Origin of the sequence: Dyadobacter sp. NIV53 (genome assembly GCF_019711195.1) — a bacterium.
In the GTDB taxonomy this organism is placed as follows: domain Bacteria; phylum Bacteroidota; class Bacteroidia; order Cytophagales; family Spirosomataceae; genus Dyadobacter.
This window is the reverse complement of sequence record NZ_CP081299.1, coordinates 2508858-2528153: the sequence shown is the minus strand read 5'-3', so window position 1 is coordinate 2528153 and position 19296 is coordinate 2508858. Positions and strand designations below refer to the sequence as shown.

The following is a 19296-nucleotide window of genomic DNA, read 5'->3' as shown; positions in this document are numbered from 1 at the left end:
TCCCCGCCCTCCACCATCCAAGTCAAAAAGCAATTTTTTGTTAATTCAATCACAGCCAGCCATGATCAAAAATTATTTTAAAATCGCCTTTCGAAACCTTGTGAAAAACAAGGTTTATTCTGGTATTAACATATTAGGCCTTTCTGTCGGAATGTCTGTGGCAATTCTGATTGGCCTCTGGATCAATGATGAATTGTCTTCCAATAAACACCATAAAAATTACGAAACGCTTTACCAGGTCAAAATGCACCAGACCTTCGATGGACGGAGAGGTACACAGGATGCCATTCCATTTCCATTGGGGAATGAATTGAAAACGAAATATCCTGATTTTAAAGCAGTTGCCATGTGTGACTGGGGTTCAGACAGGTCTTTGGTAGTTGGCAGCCAAAAATTTCTCAAAAGCGGGCATTTTATAGGAGAGGATGCCATCGACATGTTCTCAATCAATGTATTAAATGGTGACAAAGATCCATTGAAAGAGCCTTACTCCATTGTGCTCAACCAGGAAACTGCTGAGGCACTTTTTGGAAAACGGGACCCGATCGGTAAAACGATAAGAATGGATAATGCTGTGGATTTGAAAGTGACGGCCGTTGTGGCTAAGCAACCTAAAAATGCAACCTTACAATTTGACTATCTGATCCCGTGGAATTTGCAGGTAAAAATATATGACTGGATGAAAAACCAGGATTCCAATTGGGGAAATAATTCTTACCAGGTTTTTGTGCAGCTTAAACCTGGAGTATCTCCGCAAAAAACGGATACTAAAATTAAAAATGTGGTTTTGAGTCATTTTCAAAATGACCAGCTGATGATGAAGTCAATAAAACCGGCGCTTTTTATTCATCCAATGTCTAAATGGAGGTTATATTCTGATTTTACAAATGGAATAAATTCTGGCGGATTTATAAAGTATGTGCGGCTGTTCGGCATTTTCGGGATATTCATTTTAGTGATTGCCTGTATCAATTTCATGAACCTAAGCACTGCACGGTCCGAAAAAAGAGCCAAAGAAGTAGGAGTCAGGAAAGCAGTAGGTTCGGGACGGGAACAACTCATTGCTCAGTTTTTAAGCGAGTCTCTTCTGATTGCTTTTATAGCATTACTTTTTAGTATTGTGCTGGTTGTCATTACCTTGCCTTATTTCAATAGACTAACCGAAAAACTGCTTGTCCTTGAATTTGGTAATCCGGTTTTATGGGGACTTATGTTGGTCTTCACGCTATTTACCGGCCTTTTGGCAGGCAGTTACCCTGCACTTTATCTGTCGTCGTTTAATCCTGTGAAAATTCTTAAAGGAGTGTTTCGGGTAGGGAAAAACGCATCGCTGCCACGCCAGGTGCTGGTTGTTATCCAGTTTTCTTTTTCGATTGTACTGATGATCGGCACTATCATCATTTACCAGCAGATACAACATGGCAAAAACCGTCCGATTGGCTTTAACAATAAGGGATTGATCTCAATTGGCGCAACCAGAAACCTGATGACCAGTTTTGAACCGCTTAGCAACGAATTACTTGCCTCGGAAGTAGTAACCTCTATTTGCAAAACCAATTCGCCACCAACAGATATTCAGAGTAATAACAGTGGCTGGGAATGGCAGGGATCTACGCCGAATGACAAAAGTGTGATCTTTTCTACGATCGCTACAAGTTATGATTATATCAAAACAATGGGAATTAAACTGAAAGATGGGCGCGATTTTTCCAAAGAATTTGCCACGGATTCATCAGGAGTAATGCTCAATGAAGCTGCTGTAAAACGAACAGGGCTCAAAGATCCGGTTGGGCAGATAATGAAATGGAATGGGAAAGATCGCCGTGTAGTGGGAATTATTCCTGATATGACATTGGAATCGCCTTTTCGGGCTGTATCACCATTGACAGTCGTTTTTGAAAAAGATTGGGTAAGCTATATATGTATCCGAATAAACCCGGATGTTTCTCCATCTGTTGCATTGAAGAAAATTGAGCCTATTATTAATCGTTACAACCCGGGCTTCCCATTCGACTACAAGTTCGCAGATAGCGAATATGCCAAAAAATTCAATTATGAAGAACTGATAGGAAATCTTTCTGCCATTATTTCCCTGCTGGCGATTTTCATATCCTGCCTGGGCTTATTCGGCCTGGCATCGTTCATGGCCGAACAACGTACCAAAGAGATCGGAATACGTAAAGTGTTGGGAGCCAGTGTTGCTACGCTTTGGGGTTTGCTTTCAAAAGAATTTGTAAAACTGGTTGTTATTTCCTTTTTAATCGCATCACCTATTGCCTATTACGGAATGACCAAATGGCTGGAAGATTATAAAAGTTACATGATCAGGATACAGCCATGGGTATTTATAGCTGTACTTATTTTACTGGTATTCATCACCTTGCTCACTGTTAGTTACAAAGCAATAAGGTCGGCATTGATGAACCCCGTAAAAAGTTTGAGAACGGAATAATTAGGTTAAAAGGTAATCATTAACCTTTTCATCCTGAACCATTTCACCACCCGGCAACCCGGCTATTAACAGTTTAGCCATTCACCTTTTTACCTTAATTTTTTATGATAAGAAACTATTTCAAAATCGCCTGGCGGAACCTGCTGAAAAACATCAGTTATTCAGTTATTAATATTGGCGGGCTGGCTGTCGGCATGGCAGTCGCGCTGCTTATTGGTTTGTGGATTTATGATGAATTATCATTTGACAGATACCACAAAAATCATGGCCGGATTGCCCAGGTTATGCAACATGTGAGTTTCGATGTAGAAAAGGCAACTTACGATGTTACACCAATTCCATTGGCAGAGGAAATCCGCAGTAAATACCCGGATTTTAAATCTGTGAGTTTGTCTAAAAGACAAGGATTTATTCTTTCTTCAGGGGATAAAAAACTGGCGAAAACCGGTAATTCCGTTGAGCCGGATTTTATTGAAATGATGTCGCTCAGCATGCTTGAAGGCAGCGGAGCCGGTTTAAATGATGTTAATTCAATTATGATTTCCAAATCTTTGTCAGAGGCATTTTTCGGATCGGGGAATCCATTAAACCAAATGATTAAAGTTGATAATAAACTAACGGTAAAAGTTACCGGCGTTTATGAGGATTTCCGCGCTAACAGTTCATTCAAAGAAGTATTTTTTCTTACTCCATGGGATTTTGCTGTAGCGAAAGATGACTGGATAAAAAATTCATTAATTGAATGGGATAATAATTCATTCCAAATTTATGCACAGATTAAAGACGGAGCTGATTTTGATAAAGTTTCTGCCAAAATTAAGGATGCGCGGATGACAAGAGATAATCCTCCCGGATACAAACCCGAGTTTTTCCTGCAACCCATGGATCGCTGGCACTTGTACTCCGATTTTAAAAATGGCGTAAACATTGGAGGATTGATTCAGTTTGTTTGGTTATTTGGTATTATCGGCGTTTTTGTACTGCTTTTGGCCTGCATTAATTTCATGAACCTGAGCACGGCCCGCTCCGAAAAACGTGCAAAAGAAATCGGGATCAGGAAAGCTGTTGGTTCCCTGCGTACACAATTAATCGGTCAGTTTTTGAGTGAATCGTTGCTGGTAGCAGTATTGGCTTTTGTAATATCCCTGTTTTTGGCAGCACTTGCTTTGCCATTCTTTAATGAAGTAGCCGACAAACAAATGTCAATATTGTGGACAAACCCATGGTTTTGGCTGGCTGGAATAGCGTTTAGCCTGGCAACAGGGCTTATTGCGGGAAGTTACCCGGCTCTTTATCTGTCGTCTTTTCAGCCACTGAAAGTTCTTAAGGGTAAATTTAGTGTGGGGCGCTTTGCAGCAATTCCACGCAAAACCCTGGTAGTTATGCAATTCACTGTTTCTGTTACTTTAATCATCGGGACTATCATTGTTTTTCGCCAGATACAGCATGTGAAAAACCGTCCGATAGGTTACAGCCGGGATGGCTTAATTGAGATCAAAATGAATACACCGGAACTTTTCGGACATTATGAAGCCTTGCGAAACGAGCTGAAAAACACAGGCGCTGTAAAAGAAATGTCGGAATCGTCTGGTGCAGTGACTGCTCAGGATGGTGGTACCACTGATATTTCATGGGAGGGTAAAAGTCCGGAAGCGCATCCATTAGTGATGTCGAACAGTGTGACACATGATTATGGAAATACCATTGGCTGGCAATTGAAGGACGGGCGTGATTTTTCAAGAAGTTTTTCAACAGACACTTCTTCCATGATATTAAATGAAGCCGCTGTAAAACTGATGGGTTTTAAAAAGCCCGTTGATTCGTTTGTCAAGGCAAGTGGCAAACAGTACAAAGTTGTCGGCGTCATCAGGGATATAATTAAGGAGAATCCTTTTTCACCTGTAAATCCTTCATTTTTTGTACTCAATTATAAAAATACGAGTATGATCAATATAAAACTTGCACCAAACCTTAGTGCGAATGAAGCTCTTGCCAAGGTCGAAAATGTATTTAAAAAATACAATCCGGGCAGTCCCTTTACATATAATTTTGCAGATGAAGAGTACGCCAAAAAATTTGGGACGGAAGAGCGGATTGGTAAGCTTACTACATTCTTTGCTATTCTGGCGGTCTTTATTTCCTGCTTAGGCCTTTTCGGGTTGGCGTCATTCGTAGCAGAACAACGCACCAAAGAAATCGGGATCCGGAAAGTTTTGGGTGCATCCGTTGCAAATTTATGGCAAATGCTTTCCATGGATTTTGTGTCGCTTGTAGTCGTTTCATGTCTCATTTCCATTCCGTTGGCCTGGTATTTCATGAACGGCTGGCTGGAAAAATACAAGTACCACACCGAGATTTCCTGGTGGATTTTTGCAGCAACGGGAGCTGGGGCATTAACAATTACTTTGCTCACTGTAAGTTATCAGGCGATCAGAGCAGCCTTGATGAATCCGGTGAAAAGTTTGAGATCGGAATAATGAATGAGGGTGGAAATGGAGGATGGGCTATTGAATTTGATTATTTAAAAAAAATGGTATTCCTGTTTTATAACCGCAAACAGAGCTTACGGCTAAAAGCTCACAGCTATTTATGCTAAAAAATTATCTGAAAATCGCATGGCGAAACCTGATCCATAATAAGGTTTACAGCCTGATAAACATGATGGGATTAGCAATCGGACTCACTACCTGTACGCTCATTTCTTTATATATCATCGACGAAATGAGTTATGATAAACATCATTCAGCGGTTGACCGGATTTATAGAATTGCCTATGAAACAAAAGGTGAAAAATGGGTAGCGGCAGCCGGTCCGGTTGCTGGTGGCCTGAAGAAAGATTTTCCGGAAGTGGAGCAGGTAACAAGACTTTTACGAATGCCGGGAATTGATAAATTTCTCTTGAAATATGAACAGGAACAGAAGAAATTTTATGAGATTAACGGTTATTATGTCGACTCTACTTTCTTTCAGATTTTTGATTATCATTTTAAATACGGTGATAAAAAAACAGCATTAAACCAGCCTAATTCGATTATTATTTCGGAACAGGTTGCTGCAAAATTGTTTGGTAATATTGATCCGGTTGATAAAATCATCAAGGTGGTTTTGCCTTTTGGTGAAAATAATTATACGGCCAAAGGGGTTTTTGAAACCAGGAATAAATCTCATATTCCCGCTCATCTGCTTCTTTCCATGAATAACAACGACGTAGGGCAATGGGTGAAAGGCCAAACAAACTGGGCCACAAACAGCATTTTTCATACCTATGTAAAATTAGCCGAAGGGAGTAATGCAGAAACTTTTGAAAGTAAACTGACCGGGTTTTTGGCAAAAAACGGTGCACAGGATATGAAAGAGCTGGGATTTTCTAAAAACCTGTTTGTTCAGCCATTAAAAGATATTTATCTGCATTCAAATTATGATTTTGAAATTTCACCTAACGGGAATATCAGGTATCTCTATATTTTCGGTTCTGTAGCTGCATTTTTATTACTGATCGCGTGTATCAATTTCGTAAATCTGAGCACGGCAAGAAGTGAAAAACGAGCTAAGGAAGTTGGGGTAAGAAAAGTAATCGGCGCTTTTAAAAGTGCTCTGATTGGTCAGTTTTTAGGCGAGTCGCTGCTTTTAAGTTTCCTTGCTTTGCTAATCTCTTATCTGAGTATTCAGTTATTAATTCCCGTCTTTGGCCAGATCACCAATAAGAATTTGTCGTTGTCCGAACATCCGGAGATATTCGGCTGGCTGTTTGTGCTCACCTTGCTGACGGGTTTATTGTCTGGCTTTTATCCTGCATTATATCTTTCTTCATTTGCGCCAATTTCTGCTCTGAAAGGAAAATTAAGGACAAATATTTCGGCAGTGATCATTCGCAAGGGATTAGTCGTATTTCAGTTCACCATGTCCATGATCCTTATTCTAGGATCTATGCTGATCAGCCGGCAAATGAATTATCTGAGTAATCAGAATCTGGGATTTAATAAAAACCAGAAAATAATACTTCCGCTGCAAAGCGCAGAATCTGCCAATAATTACAAAATTTTGAAAAATGATCTGGAAAATAATTCGCAAATCTTATCATCTGCAAAGGGATCAACATATCCGGGAATTGAAAATATACAGGATATGCTCTTTTACGGGGAGGGCAAGTCTAAAAGTGAGAGTGTTGATATCAGCACGGCAAATATTGAAGACGACTATCTGAAAGCGTTGGGTATAAAGCTGTTACAGGGTAGAGGATTTTCAAAAGAATTCACTTCCGATTCCAATGCGGTAGTTCTGAATGAGGTTGCAATCAAGAAGTTGGGATATAAAGTGGAAGATGCAATTGGCAAAAAAATCTATTTTGAAATAGAGAATAGGAAGTTTGATATGAATATTATCGGCGTGGTAAAAAACTATCATTTTGAAGGTTTACAGCAAAATATCAAGCCATTGGCATTAACAATTGCACCTGTTTTCAGTTCAGCAAGCAGCTATCTGATCCTGAATGTGAAAACAAATGATTATGAAAAGTTAATCAGTAAAATAGAAAAATCCTGGAAGCAGATCAATCCGAATTCTCCGTTTGAATATTCATTTTTAGATAAAGATTTCCAGAAAAATTACGAAAAAGAAGAACGTACATCAAAGCTGATCAGCTACTTCGCATTTATCGGTATTTTTATCGCCTGCCTGGGATTATTCGGTTTGGCAACATTCACGGCAGAGCAACGTATTAAGGAAATTGGTGTCAGGAAAGTGTTGGGAGCGTCAGTTTTTGGAATTGTATCATTGCTTTCCCGGGACTTTTTAAAGTTAATTTTCGTCGCCATCCTTATTGCTTCGCCGATGTCCTGGTGGGCAATGAACAAATGGCTGGCCAATTTTGCTTATAAAACAGAAATTTCCTGGTCTATTTTCGTAGTAGCAGGTTTCATGTTAATCATCATGTCGTTACTTACCATTGGCTATCAGACGATCAAAGCAGCATTAATGAATCCGGTGAAAAGTTTGAGATCTGAATAATGGAAACAATCAAATCAATTAAAACAGAAGAAGAATGCAATCTTGCTCTCAAACAAATGGCAAGTGTTTTAGAAGATGTTTTACTTGCATGAACTGTTTTGAGAGAAAATTATTTCTAATTCATCTTGTCCCAAACCGAACAAACACCGTCCGTTTTTGAACAATCATTTTATTCTATTGTATTTTAAGTGTCTTATAGTAAGGTAGTTAGATAGGTTATATTTTCATGGCAAGCTATTTGGATACCCCGCACAGGAAATACTGTCCAAATAAAACTGGCCATGCTAAAAAACTATTTCAAAATTGCTTTTCGGAATCTGAGGTCTGGCGGTTGGTATTCAGCTTTGAATATTGGCGGGCTGGGTGTGGTGCTGGCAGTTAGTTTATTGCTTTTCTGGTGGGTGAAGGATGAGCTAAGTTTTGATAGTTTTCATCAGGATGCAGACAGGATTTATCGTGTCAACTCACATTTTGGCAAAGGAGAAGATGAAAATACTTTTTCCGATACACCGCCTCCTGTTGCAATTCTGGCAAGTAAATCAATTCCCGGTGTCAGATCAGCCTTGCGCATTGGTACTTATCGTTCGAGTATTTTTCGTATCGGAAACAAATCGTTTAAAGAAAAAAGTGAAATAGCCTTTACGGACGAAAATTTTTTAGATTTTTTTAGTGGTTTCAAAGTTCTCTATGGTGATCGTAAAAACCCTTTCCCGACCACAACTTCAGTAATACTGACAGAAGAATTGGCGCAAAGATTTTTCGGGGTTTCTGATGCAACAGGCAAATATTTTACGAGTGTAGAAGATAACCAGACTTTTACTGTTGGCGCTGTAATCGCAAATATTCCTGATAATTCTTCACTCCGGTATAAGATGTATATCCCCATGCGTGTGAACGAGCAAGCGTATAAAGCCGGGAAAAAATGGAAAACGCTGGATGAAAATTGGGGGATTTATGATTTTGAAACTTATCTTAAACTGGATGACGATATAGACCCGGTAAGCGTTGCGGGTAAAATAACTTCGATTAAAAAAGCAGTACGGTTAAAAAATGAGGACGAAATGGATTACCAGCTTCAACCTCTATTACAATTACACCTTTATACACCGGAAGGTAAGAATTCGGGTATGCAGCAGGTCAATATTCTGGGGCTGATTGCATTTTTGCTTTTAAGTATCGGCTGCATCAATTATGTAAATCTTACCACTGCCCGGGCAACCCGCCGGAATAAGGAAGTCGGCATTCGTAAGATTGTTGGTGCTCATTCACAGCAGCTTGCAGGGCAATTACTGGTGGAATCTCTGCTGACTTTAAGTTTGTCTCTGATCGTTTCCATCATTCTGATCCAGGTCCTTTTACCTTTTTATAAAAATATTACAGGTAAAACCGGTGATTTTTCCTTGCTGGATATGAATGTGTGGCTGGTTTTGCTGAGTGCACTGGTGCTTACTGTTTTATTGGCAGGTATTTATCCGGCAATGATGGTAGCCGGTTTCAGTCCTATTCAGGCGTTACGAGGGCGCTCGTTGCAGCATGGGAATTCGGGTTTAAGAAAAGGATTGGTTATCACCCAGTTTGCATTGACAACGATGCTGATCAGCAGCACGTTTATCATTGGCAGCCAGCTTCGTTACATTCGTGACCTTGATTCCGGAATCAGCCGGGAGTATGTTTTCTCTTTTGACGGAAAAGGGTTTTCTTCACAATTCAAGCAGGCATTGTCTTATGAGCCGGATATAAAAAGTGTAAGCACCTCCACTGAAAGTCCTGTCAATGTAATGACCGGAACCACTGCCGTAGAATGGGATGGCAAGGACGCTAATCGAATGCTGGTTTTTGCCCTTATGAGCATCGACGAAGAATTTATTCCGGATTTCAAAATTAAGGTGATAGAAGGAAAGAATTTTGACGGAAGCCCTTCCGATTCCATTCATTTTATACTGAATGAAATGGCTGTGAAACAAGCCGGAATTACGAACCCTGTTGGCAAGAGGTTAAAATTTGAAGGCAGGGAAGGTACTATAACAGGTGTTGTTAAAGATTTTCATATCACCTCTATTCATGAAACGATTTGGCCACTGGTTATTAATAGTCTGCCAAAAAACAACAACCTCGTACATGTTCGTACTACGGGCCAATCAGCTGCAAAGGCAGTAGCTGCTGCCGAAAAATTATGGAAAAAACTGGTGCCGGGATATCCTTTCGAATATATCTTTCTCGATGAAGCCTATAATAATCTCTACAAAGCAGAACAGCAGACTGGTGATTTATTCAATTTTTTTGCAGGAATAGCTGTCATTATTTCGTGCCTCGGGCTTTTAGGCCTTGTCTCTTTTACCGCAGAACAGCGAACAAAGGAAATAGGGATCCGAAAAGTATTGGGAGCCAGTGTTTTAAATATTACAACATTACTTTCAGCTGATTTTGTAAAACTGGTTATCATCGCCATCCTGATCGCACTGCCAGTTGCGTGGTACGCAATGGATATCTGGCTAAACGATTTCGCATACAAAGTTACAATCCAGTGGTGGACGTTTGTCTTTGCCGGACTGTTTGCAGTGGTTACTGCTTTGATCACTGTGAGTTTCCAAAGTATTAAAGCAGCTTTAAAAGATCCGGTGAAAAGCCTTAGGAGTGAATAATAAAGGGTGAAAATAATGCTGGGCGGTTAAAAACCTAAACGATTTTAATTGGTTTGAAGACATATTCGCCCTTAACCCTTTAACCGTTAACCCAATTTTTCTATGTTAAAAAACTATTTAAAAATCGCCTTACGTAATCTTGTAAAAAACAAGGGTTATTCTGCTATAAATATTGGCGGGCTGGCTGTGGGAATGGCCGTTGCAATGCTTATTGGTTTGTGGATTTACGATGAATTGTCTTTTAATAAATCTTTCAGTAATTACAGCCGTATCGCTCAGGTTACTGAACAGGGAATAGAGAAAGACGGGAAAAGATATTCCAATAACTCTCTTCCTTATCCACTCGCTAATGAGTTGAAAGTCAATTACCGGCAATATTTTGAGCATATTCTGCTGGCATACCAGCCGGAAGAATATATACTGACATCCGGTGAAACTGTATTAACACGAAAAGGGGAGTTTATTGAAGCAGGAGCACCGGAAATGCTCACTTTAAATATGTTGAAAGGAACACGGGCAGGATTGAAAGATCCGCATTCAATCCTGCTTTCAGCTTCTGCTGCAACGGCTTTGTTTGGAGATTCCGATCCTATTGATAAACCTATCCGGATCAATAAAGATATTGAAGCCAAAGTAACAGGTGTTTATGAGGATTTACCCCACAATTCGGAATTTCATGATATAAAATTTCTTGCACCCTTCGATCTTTATACCATAACAAATCCGTGGGTAAAGGAACAGCAATGGGATAACTGGTTTTTATCCATTTATGCTCAGATCAAACCAGGTGAGGACTTTGGAAACGTTTCCCGGCTCATTAAAGACATTGAGATAAACCATATTAAAAACCTGACAGGCAGCAAGGAACAAATTGCGAAAAAGCCTCAGATTGCCCTGCTTCCCATGAGCCGCTGGCATTTGTATGGCGGTTATTATATGTCCGATACCGGCCCGGTGAGAATGGTCTGGCTAATTGGCCTCATTGGAGCTTTTGTATTACTCCTGGCTTGTATCAATTTTATGAATCTGTCTACTGCACGTTCGATAAAACGTGCCAAAGAAGTAGGTATCCGTAAAGCCATTGGATCACAACGCGGACAACTGGCCGGACAATTTTTGAGTGAATCTTTTTTAATTGTCATTCTGTCCTTACTCTTATCTATTATACTGGTTATCTTTTCTTTAACCTGGTTCAACGGCATTGCCGGCAAGCAGTTAATCATACCGTGTACTAATTTTTACTTTTGGTTAACGACATCCGGTTTTATCATTTTAACAGGATTTTTGGCTGGAAGTTATCCAGCAATATATTTATCGTCGTTTCAGCCGGTTAAAGTCCTGAAAGGTACCATTACTATGGGACGGTTTGCAGCCATTCCGCGAAAGGTCTTAATCGTCCTGCAATTTACTGTTTCGGTGACTTTAATTATTGGTACGCTTCTCGTTTACAGACAGATACAGTTTGCGAAAAATCGCCCGGTTGGTTATAATAAAGAAAGCTTGTTGCTTGTTGAAAAGAAAACAGCTGATTTTAAAGATAAATATGAATTACTGCGTAATGAGCTGAAAAACACTGGCGTTGTTTCAGAAGTAGCACAATCGCGAAGTTCTGCAACGGGAATAACAATGTGGAATGGCGGTTTCTCCCGAAACGGCAGTGCATTTGATTGTCCGACCGGTTGCGGTACTTTGCCGGTAAGCATCGAATACGGGAACACAATCGGATGGCAATTTAAAGCAGGAAGAGACTTTGGCAATGCTTTCGCAACAGATTCCGCCGGTTTTATTATTAACGAATCATTTGCCAGATTAATCGGATTAAAAAATCCGGTTGGAGAAAGTATTGTATGGGGGCCAGGCCACCGTAAACCCAAAACTTACACAATACTCGGCGTAGTAAAGGACATGGTTGCATTGTCACCGTATGAAGCGACTGTTCCAACTGTTTTTTTTCTGGAAGACAACTATACCTGGATCAATATCAGGCTTGATCCTTCGATAACGGTCAGGGAAGCTTTGCCTAAAATTGAAGCAGTTTTCAAGAAAATCATTCCTGCTGTTCCATTCGATTACAGGTTTGCTGACCAAGAATATGCGGCCAAGTTTGCAGCTGAAGAACGGATTGGCAAGCTGGCCTCATTCCTGACAATTCTGGCTGTATTTATTTCCTGCCTCGGACTATTCGGCCTGGCTTCTTTCACAGCCGAGCAGCGTGTTAAAGAAATTGGAATACGTAAGGTACTGGGCGCTTCGGTTGCAAATCTGTGGGCTTTGTTATCCGGCGATTTTGTATTGCTGGTAGTTATCTCATGTTTAATTTCAATACCAATAGCTTATTATTTTCTAAATGACTGGCTTCTTAAGTACCAGTACCGAACCGAAATGTCGTGGTGGATTTTTGCAGCCGCAGGTTTTGGTGCTATGGCCATTACTTTGATAACCGTGAGCTACCAGGCAATTAAGGCTGCGCTGATGAATCCGGTGAAAAGTTTGAAAACGGAGTAGAAATTGGGTTAAGGGTTAAAAGGTTAAGAATTAAAAGGGCTATGCCGGTACGTTAACCTTTTAACCGTTTAACCGTTTAACCCCTTAACCTTTAACCCTTAACCCTTAACCCTTAACCCTTTTTTATGATTCGTAACTATTTCAAAATCGCATTCAGGGCATTACTCCGGGATAAGAGTTATGCATTTATTAATGTTGCAGGTTTGGCAATTGGCCTGGCAGCGTGTATTGTTATTTTCTTAATTGTTCAAAATGAACTGAGCTACGATAGTTTTCACAAAAAAGCGGAACATACCTACCGCGTAACCGTGCATGGCCTGGACTATAACCCAAGTGTTTCCTTTGCCATTGCACCTGTATTCCGAAACGATTTTCCGGAAGCCGAAGCAGTTTCCCAATATTACTATCAGCGAAGTGGATTGCTAAAAGTGGGGGAGGAGCGTTACAATGAAGAAAGTTATGCTTTTGCGGACGAATATTTTCCAAAGATTTTTGATTTTGACTGGCTTCAGGGCGATCCTAAAACAGCATTAAAAGAACCGAATACAATAGTATTGACAGAAAGTATTGCTAAGAAATATTTTGGTGATACCGATGCGATGGGTAAAGTAATTAAGCTTGATAATACGAGTGATCTGCGCGTAACGGGCATTATCAGGGATCTTCCGTCGAATACGCATTTGCTGTTTAACTTCTTAGTTTCGTGGGAAACGCTACGGAAAAGTGTTGAAACAACTAACTTTTGGTCTATTTCCGGTGGTTTCCTTTATGTAGCATTACCTGCAAATCTTTCGGGTGAAAGTGCATCCGCACGTTTGCCTTCATTTATTAAAAAGAACTGGGGTGATGATATTGCCAAAAACACGGAACTGATTCTCCAGCCACTCAGAGACATACACTTTGATCAGCGCTATCTTACCCAGACCAGTATGCCAAGATCGAAGCAAACCATTTATGGACTGGCAGGAATTGCGATTTTTATCATTTTAACGGCATGTATCAATTTTGTAAATCTGGCAACCGCCCAGTCTTTACGACGGTCGAAAGAAGTTGGAATACGTAAAACATTAGGTGCCTATCGCAAACAACTGATCGCTCAGGTCATGGGTGAAACAACTTTGCTGGTTGGTTTTGCGGTTGTTTTTGCCTTGGTGGCGGTCTGGTTTTTTCTTCCTTTGACCAAATCATTATTAAATATCAGAATTGAGCATTCCCAGCTCTTAAATTCAGAAGTAATAATTGCCATTGCAGGTATTACCCTTACAACCATCCTGATTGCCGGCTTGTACCCGGCTTTGATCCAATCGGGATTTCAGCCAATAAAAGCGTTGAAATCAGGTGTTTCAGATCAATCAGGAGGTAATTCATTTTTTCGGAAAGGTTTGGTTGTCGTACAGTTTGCTATTACCCAGATACTGATTGTGGGAACAGTCATAGTAGGCAGTCAGATGGATTACTTTTTGAATCAGGATATGGGTTTTGAAAAAGATGCTGTGGTAACTTTTCCAACCGGTGATAAAAGGGAAGTTTTAAGCCAGAAATTGATTGATAATCCGGGAGTTGAGCATGTAAGTTTTGCTTCCGGCGGACCTGTCTATAATTCTAATTTTGCTCCGTTCTCCTCACCCGAATCAGGAATGACCGAAACAGATGTAACGGAATTGAAGTTTGTGGATGAAAATTATATTCCCATGTATAAGCTGCAACTTCTTTCGGGTGAGCCTGTTACCATAATTGTCAGGAAGGATTCTGTTCCAAGTGTAGTTGTGAATGAAACCCTGATCAGACGGCTGGGAATACAGGATCCGGAAAAAGCAGTCGGGAAAAGAATATTGATTGGAAATGGTCCTGTAATAATTAAAGGCGTGGTACACGATTTTCAGAGTGAATCAAAACACGGCAAAATAAGGGCTTGTATTTTGGCTTACAATCCGGATTTATTCTGGCAGGCAAGTGTAAAACTCCGCCCGGAAAATATGCGTAATACACTCGCTTCAATCAATAAAGACTGGTCTGGATTATATTCTGAATCTTTATTTACGTATGAGTTTGTAGAGGAGCACATTGCAAAATTGTATTTGCAGGAAAGCAAAATGTACAATGCATTCAAAATCTTTTCGGCCATTGCCATCGTGATCGGCTGTTTGGGATTGTATGGATTGGTTTCATTAATGGCCGTACAAAAAACCAAAGAAATTGGAATCCGGAAAGTTTTGGGTGCTTCCATTCCCGGTATTGTTGTGCTTTTTTTTAGACAGTTTATCTGGCTTATTGTCGTTGCTTTCGTTGTGGCAGCACCTTTGGCGTGGTTTGCTATGGATAAATGGTTGCAGGAATTTGCTTACCATATCAATATCGGACCCGGGATTTTTGTGGTTTCAATCGTTGTGACGTTCCTCATTGCCGGTCTTACGATCAGTTATCAAAGTATCAAAGCAGCTTTGTTAGATCCTGTGAAATCGTTAAAAACCGAGTAGGGGCAGGGCTTGCCCCAAACCCCAAAACCCTGCCCAAAAAAACCAAAATCCATGTTAAAAAATTATTTCAAAATCGCCTGGCGAAATCTGGTTCATAGCAAAGCCTTTTCTGCGATTAACATTCTGGGGCTTGCTTTGGGCATGGCTTCGGCATTGTTTATTTTTCTTTGGATAAAAGATGAGCTGAGTATTGGGTGGCAGTACGATAATGCAGCCCATATTTACCGGATCATGGAACGGGAATATACCGACGGTAAAGTTGTAGCAGATGACGATACACCGGGTATTTTAGCCGATGAAATTAAAAGACAGTTTCCCGAAGTAACGTATGCAGCAGGGTTTTCCTGGAATGAAAGCCATTTGATAAGTGCTGGTAATAAATCTGCAAGGCAGGGCGGGTGTTATGCCGGTGCCGACTGGTTTAATATTTACAGTATTCCGCTTTTGGCGGGTACAACTGCAACGGCCCTCAGTACTCCAAATGGTATTGCCATTTCGAAAAAACTGGCTGAAACTTACTTTGGTAATCCGCAAAAGGCATTGGGGAAATCGGTCAGGTTTGATAATTACAATGATTTTCAGGTAACTGCCGTTTTTGAAAACCTTCCTGCCAATTCACTGGATAAATACGAGTTTCTGCTCAGCTGGCAATATTTTCTGTACAAACAGCCCTGGGCGAAAGATTGGACCAATGCAGGGCCAAAAACCCGGTTGCTACTTCGCTCCGATGCAAATCCGGATCAGTTTAATGCCAAATTAAAATGGTTTCTGAAAGGCCGTAATACAGATTTTAGTAAAACTTTTTTCATCAATCTTTTTTTACAGCCCGAAACTGAGGCATATCTTTATTCCAGTTTCAAAGATGGTTTCAGAAATGGCGGACGAATTGATTATGTACAATTACTGGCCATTGTAGCTGGCTTTTTGTTATTGATCGCAGTAATTAATTTTATGAACCTGGCTACTGCACGATCAGCAAAACGTGCAAAAGAGGTAGGTGTCAGAAAAGTGGTAGGTGCCGGACAGGCGTCTCTGATCGGACAGTTTATGAGCGAAGCTATTTTGCTTACTTTCATTGCATTGGTGCTTGCCTTTGTTTTGGTGCTGTTCCTTCTGCCGGTCTTTAATCAATTAACTGACAAACAACTTTATTTGCCGTTCGGGCAACCTACTTTTTGGGCAATTATATTGGGTTTGCTGATAATAACCGGCATTTTATCAGGAAGTTACCCGGCTCTTTTTCTTGCGGCTCTTAATCCGTTAAATGTTTTGAAAGGAAGTGTGGCAACATCCAGGTTAAATTCTGGCACCCACTTATTCCGGCGTGGACTGGTTGTTTTCCAGTTTGTAATGTCCATGCTGCTGATTGTAGGTACTGTAGTGGTTTACCAGCAGCTCCGTTATGTACAGAATAAAAATCTTGGCTACGACCGGGAGAATCTGCTCCTCATTGCTTCGGAAGGAGAATTACCTCAAAAATATCCTGTATTCAAGCAGGAATTATTACAAATGAGCGGTATTCAGTCGGTTACACATTCGTATGCTAATCCTTTGGGTAATGGCAGTACCACAGAAGGTGTATCCTGGACAGGCAAAGATCCTAATGCAGCCATTTCGTTTAACAATACGGCAGTGGGTTACGATTATGGTAAAACAATGAAAATTAAATTTATTGGAGGCCGTGATTTTTCACCGGATTTTGGCACCGATTCTACCAATTATCTCATTAACGAGGCTGCTGCAAAAAGAATTGGCTACAAAGATCCTGTTGGTCAGCCACTTACTTTTTGGAATAAACCGGGAAAGATCATAGGATTGATTGAAGATTTTCATTTTAACTCGCTGCACGAACCGATAAGGCCGTTAATTATCCGCAAAGCGGACGGATATTATGGAAATATCCTGATCAGAACCCAGCCCGGGCAAACGAAACAGGCATTGGCAAGTATGGAAGCGCTTTATCAGAAATTCAATCCGAAATTTCCTTTTTCCTATTCCTTTGTGGACAATGAATACCAGAATATATACAGAAGTGAAAATGTTGTCGGAACACTTTCGACCATTTTTGCGCTTCTGGCGATTTTTATTGCTTGTCTGGGTTTATTTGGCCTTGCCGCATTTACCGCAGAACAGCGTGTAAAAGAAATTGGTGTCCGAAAAGTGCTTGGTGCTTCAGTAGCCGGTATTGTGGCATTATTATCGAAAGATTTTCTGAAACTGGTTTTTATTGCAATCATTATAGCCTCGCCAATTGCATGGTACGTAATGAACCAATGGCTGCGGAATTATGCATATAAAATTGAAATCGGCTGGTGGGTATTTGTGCTGGCGGGATTTTTGTCAATGGGAATTGCGCTGTTAACGATAAGTTTTCAAAGTATTAAAGCTGCACTGACAAACCCAATAAAAAGCCTGAAAAGTGATTAGCGAATAAGCATTTTCCAGAAGAATTCATTTGGGAATAAAAAACCGGAGTACTACTGTCCAGAATTTGAACAGGTAGTACTCCGGTTTTTTTATTTTACTTCTAAAAAGTATTCAATTGTCTGATCTGAAGCTTAACCGCGATCAATGTCATAACCATGTGACCTGATCAGGTCCACGAACTTGAACGGGTTCGGAAGTTCCCAGGAGTCACCTTCTGCTTCGAAAAATGTTTTTCCGTTGTTATATAGTACGAGTTTCAAATCGTTATTAAAAATAGCAAAGCCTTCGCCGTCCTCGGTATGTTTTGTATTAAATGAGCTTCCGTTTTTTTCGGAAACAAAATCAAAGATTTCCTGGCATGCTTCTGTATCTTCTGCAATAGAAATCAGTGGTTTCAAGGTTGTAGTATTCATAATATCTGGTTTAAGTGTATGAAACTATCCTAAAAAAGCTATGCCTGAATACGGATTAAGGTTTAATTCGGTGTACTATTTTTCTTCCCGTTTGGGCTTCGGTACCAGTAATTTCGATAAAAGTTACATTAGGGCTCAGTTTTGTTCCTCCGTCAATATTGATAAATACTTTTTTCAGAAGAACATCTTTTCCTTCCAGCGAGACGTGCGCGTCATACTTATTTTCCTTTAACGATGGTTTTAATAATATGGCCATTTCGCGGTAAGCAACCAGTTTCAATTGCACAATCTCATCATCAGTACTCTCAGACCTAACGCCATAGCCAAGTCTTTGTAATCTTGAAAGTGGTTTCATGCTGTGCTCTTTATCATGGATCAGCCAGTAAATATTAACTGGCTCGTCCGTGTCCAGCTTTCGTTGTCCGGTCCTGGCATCTGTATATTTTGCCTCATATATTACCGAGTTCAGGTCGAGTGAACGCTGAAGGTAAAAAAGCATATCAGGTTTGCCGGAAGGAACAGGATATCCGTTTATCTCATTTAATTCCCGCCCGTTTGGGTAAAGTGTAGTTTGTGCGGCTACTATTGTTGGGGTAATGAGAATGAATACGATTGTTAAAATTCGTATAATCGTCTGTTGTGGAAACATACTTTTTTTTGATATGGTTGTCAATTAAGAATATGCTAGCCTATTTCAGCGATATCTGATGTACGAGGATAGAGTTTTCCGGTGTAATTAAACTACTTGATATTCAACCATTAACTCAGGTTTTTTAGTTCACTTATGAATAAAATTTTTGTTGCTCGCATGAAGGTCGATCAAATTGAAACAAATTTGAAATAAAGCCGGAAGGCTTAAAAGCTCCTTTTTAAAATTTTGTTTCTCAAAAAATAATCCATTAGCAGGAGGCTGCTGATAGCTATGAGGGAAGCGCTGTAAAAGGATGGTATGGTAGTAATATTGGAAGAAATGAGCAAGAACGCCTTATCAATACCAGTTGTCTGTGATGGAGTATTTTGAAGTCCCGATGTTGCCTGATAACAAAAAAGAAGAAAAGCTATTAAGGTTACGGTCACTGCTGCAACCAGATACCAGATATTCCTGCCGATAATTGGTTCGACAGCCAGTTTACGGTTTGTTACCTGCTCACGGCATGGAATTCCGGCCATCACTTTGGACATAAAATCAGCCGACGGTTTTTCCAGTATTGATTCCTGCAATAAGTTTTTTAATTCAGTATTCAGAATGATTGTTTCTTGTCCGACAAAAAGCATAACCGACTCAGTAAAATCCTGGGACGGAGTTTCAGTCCCGGCTTTCTGAATCAGTTTTTTTAAAATATCCTCTTTGCTATCTTCCATTTTCAGTAATT

10 protein-coding genes are annotated in these 19296 nt (G+C 40.2%); 7 read left to right on the top strand and 3 right to left on the bottom strand.

The window, feature by feature from the left end; genetic code table 11:
- The first annotated feature begins 61 nt into the window (after nucleotides 1-61).
- From KZC02_RS10175 to KZC02_RS10145, 7 genes are all read left to right on the top strand, one after another.
- A complete protein-coding gene (locus KZC02_RS10175) occupies nucleotides 62-2452 on the top strand; it encodes an ABC transporter permease (RefSeq protein ID WP_221394005.1) in 2391 nt (796 codons plus the stop codon).
- A 104-nt stretch (nucleotides 2453-2556) separates the two neighbouring features.
- A complete protein-coding gene (locus tag KZC02_RS10170; protein ID WP_221394004.1) occupies nucleotides 2557-4929 on the top strand; it encodes an ABC transporter permease in 2373 nt (790 codons plus the stop codon).
- A gap of 112 nt (nucleotides 4930-5041) precedes the next feature.
- Complete coding sequence (locus tag KZC02_RS10165) at nucleotides 5042-7459, top strand: ABC transporter permease (protein WP_221394003.1); 2418 nt, start codon at nucleotides 5042-5044, stop codon at nucleotides 7457-7459.
- Nucleotides 7460-7740: 281 nt separating this feature from the next.
- Nucleotides 7741-10101 (top strand): ABC transporter permease, encoded by a 2361-nt coding sequence (locus KZC02_RS10160; RefSeq protein WP_221394002.1) that lies wholly within the window; start codon nucleotides 7741-7743, stop codon nucleotides 10099-10101.
- A 102-nt stretch (nucleotides 10102-10203) separates the two neighbouring features.
- The gene (locus tag KZC02_RS10155) at nucleotides 10204-12606 is read left to right on the top strand and encodes an ABC transporter permease (protein WP_221394001.1); all 2403 of its coding nucleotides are present in this window, start codon (nucleotides 10204-10206) and stop codon (nucleotides 12604-12606) included.
- 125 nt (nucleotides 12607-12731) lie between these two features.
- Nucleotides 12732-15083 carry an ABC transporter permease gene (locus tag KZC02_RS10150; protein ID WP_221394000.1) on the top strand — a complete coding sequence of 784 codons (2352 nt, stop codon included), beginning with the start codon at nucleotides 12732-12734 and terminating at the stop codon, nucleotides 15081-15083.
- 51 nt (nucleotides 15084-15134) lie between these two features.
- On the top strand, nucleotides 15135-17510 hold the full coding sequence (locus KZC02_RS10145) for an ABC transporter permease (RefSeq protein ID WP_221393999.1): 2376 nt from the start codon (nucleotides 15135-15137) through the stop codon (nucleotides 17508-17510).
- Between the two features lie 131 nt (nucleotides 17511-17641).
- On the opposite strand, the gene KZC02_RS10140 is transcribed toward KZC02_RS10145, so the two are convergent.
- The 3 genes from KZC02_RS10140 to KZC02_RS10130 all read right to left on the bottom strand — a co-directional run bounded on the left by KZC02_RS10140 (nucleotide 17642) and on the right by KZC02_RS10130 (nucleotide 19285).
- Nucleotides 17642-17923 (bottom strand): hypothetical protein, encoded by a 282-nt coding sequence (locus KZC02_RS10140; RefSeq protein WP_221393998.1) that lies wholly within the window; start codon nucleotides 17921-17923, stop codon nucleotides 17642-17644.
- A 55-nt stretch (nucleotides 17924-17978) separates the two neighbouring features.
- Entirely contained in the window at nucleotides 17979-18572 is a 594-nt protein-coding gene (locus tag KZC02_RS10135) for a DUF4833 domain-containing protein (RefSeq protein WP_221393997.1), read from the bottom strand.
- A gap of 206 nt (nucleotides 18573-18778) precedes the next feature.
- Nucleotides 18779-19285: a hypothetical protein gene (locus KZC02_RS10130; protein ID WP_221393996.1), complete on the bottom strand. Its 507-nt coding sequence runs from the start codon at nucleotides 19283-19285 to the stop codon at nucleotides 18779-18781.
- Between the last annotated feature and the right edge of the window lie 11 nt (nucleotides 19286-19296).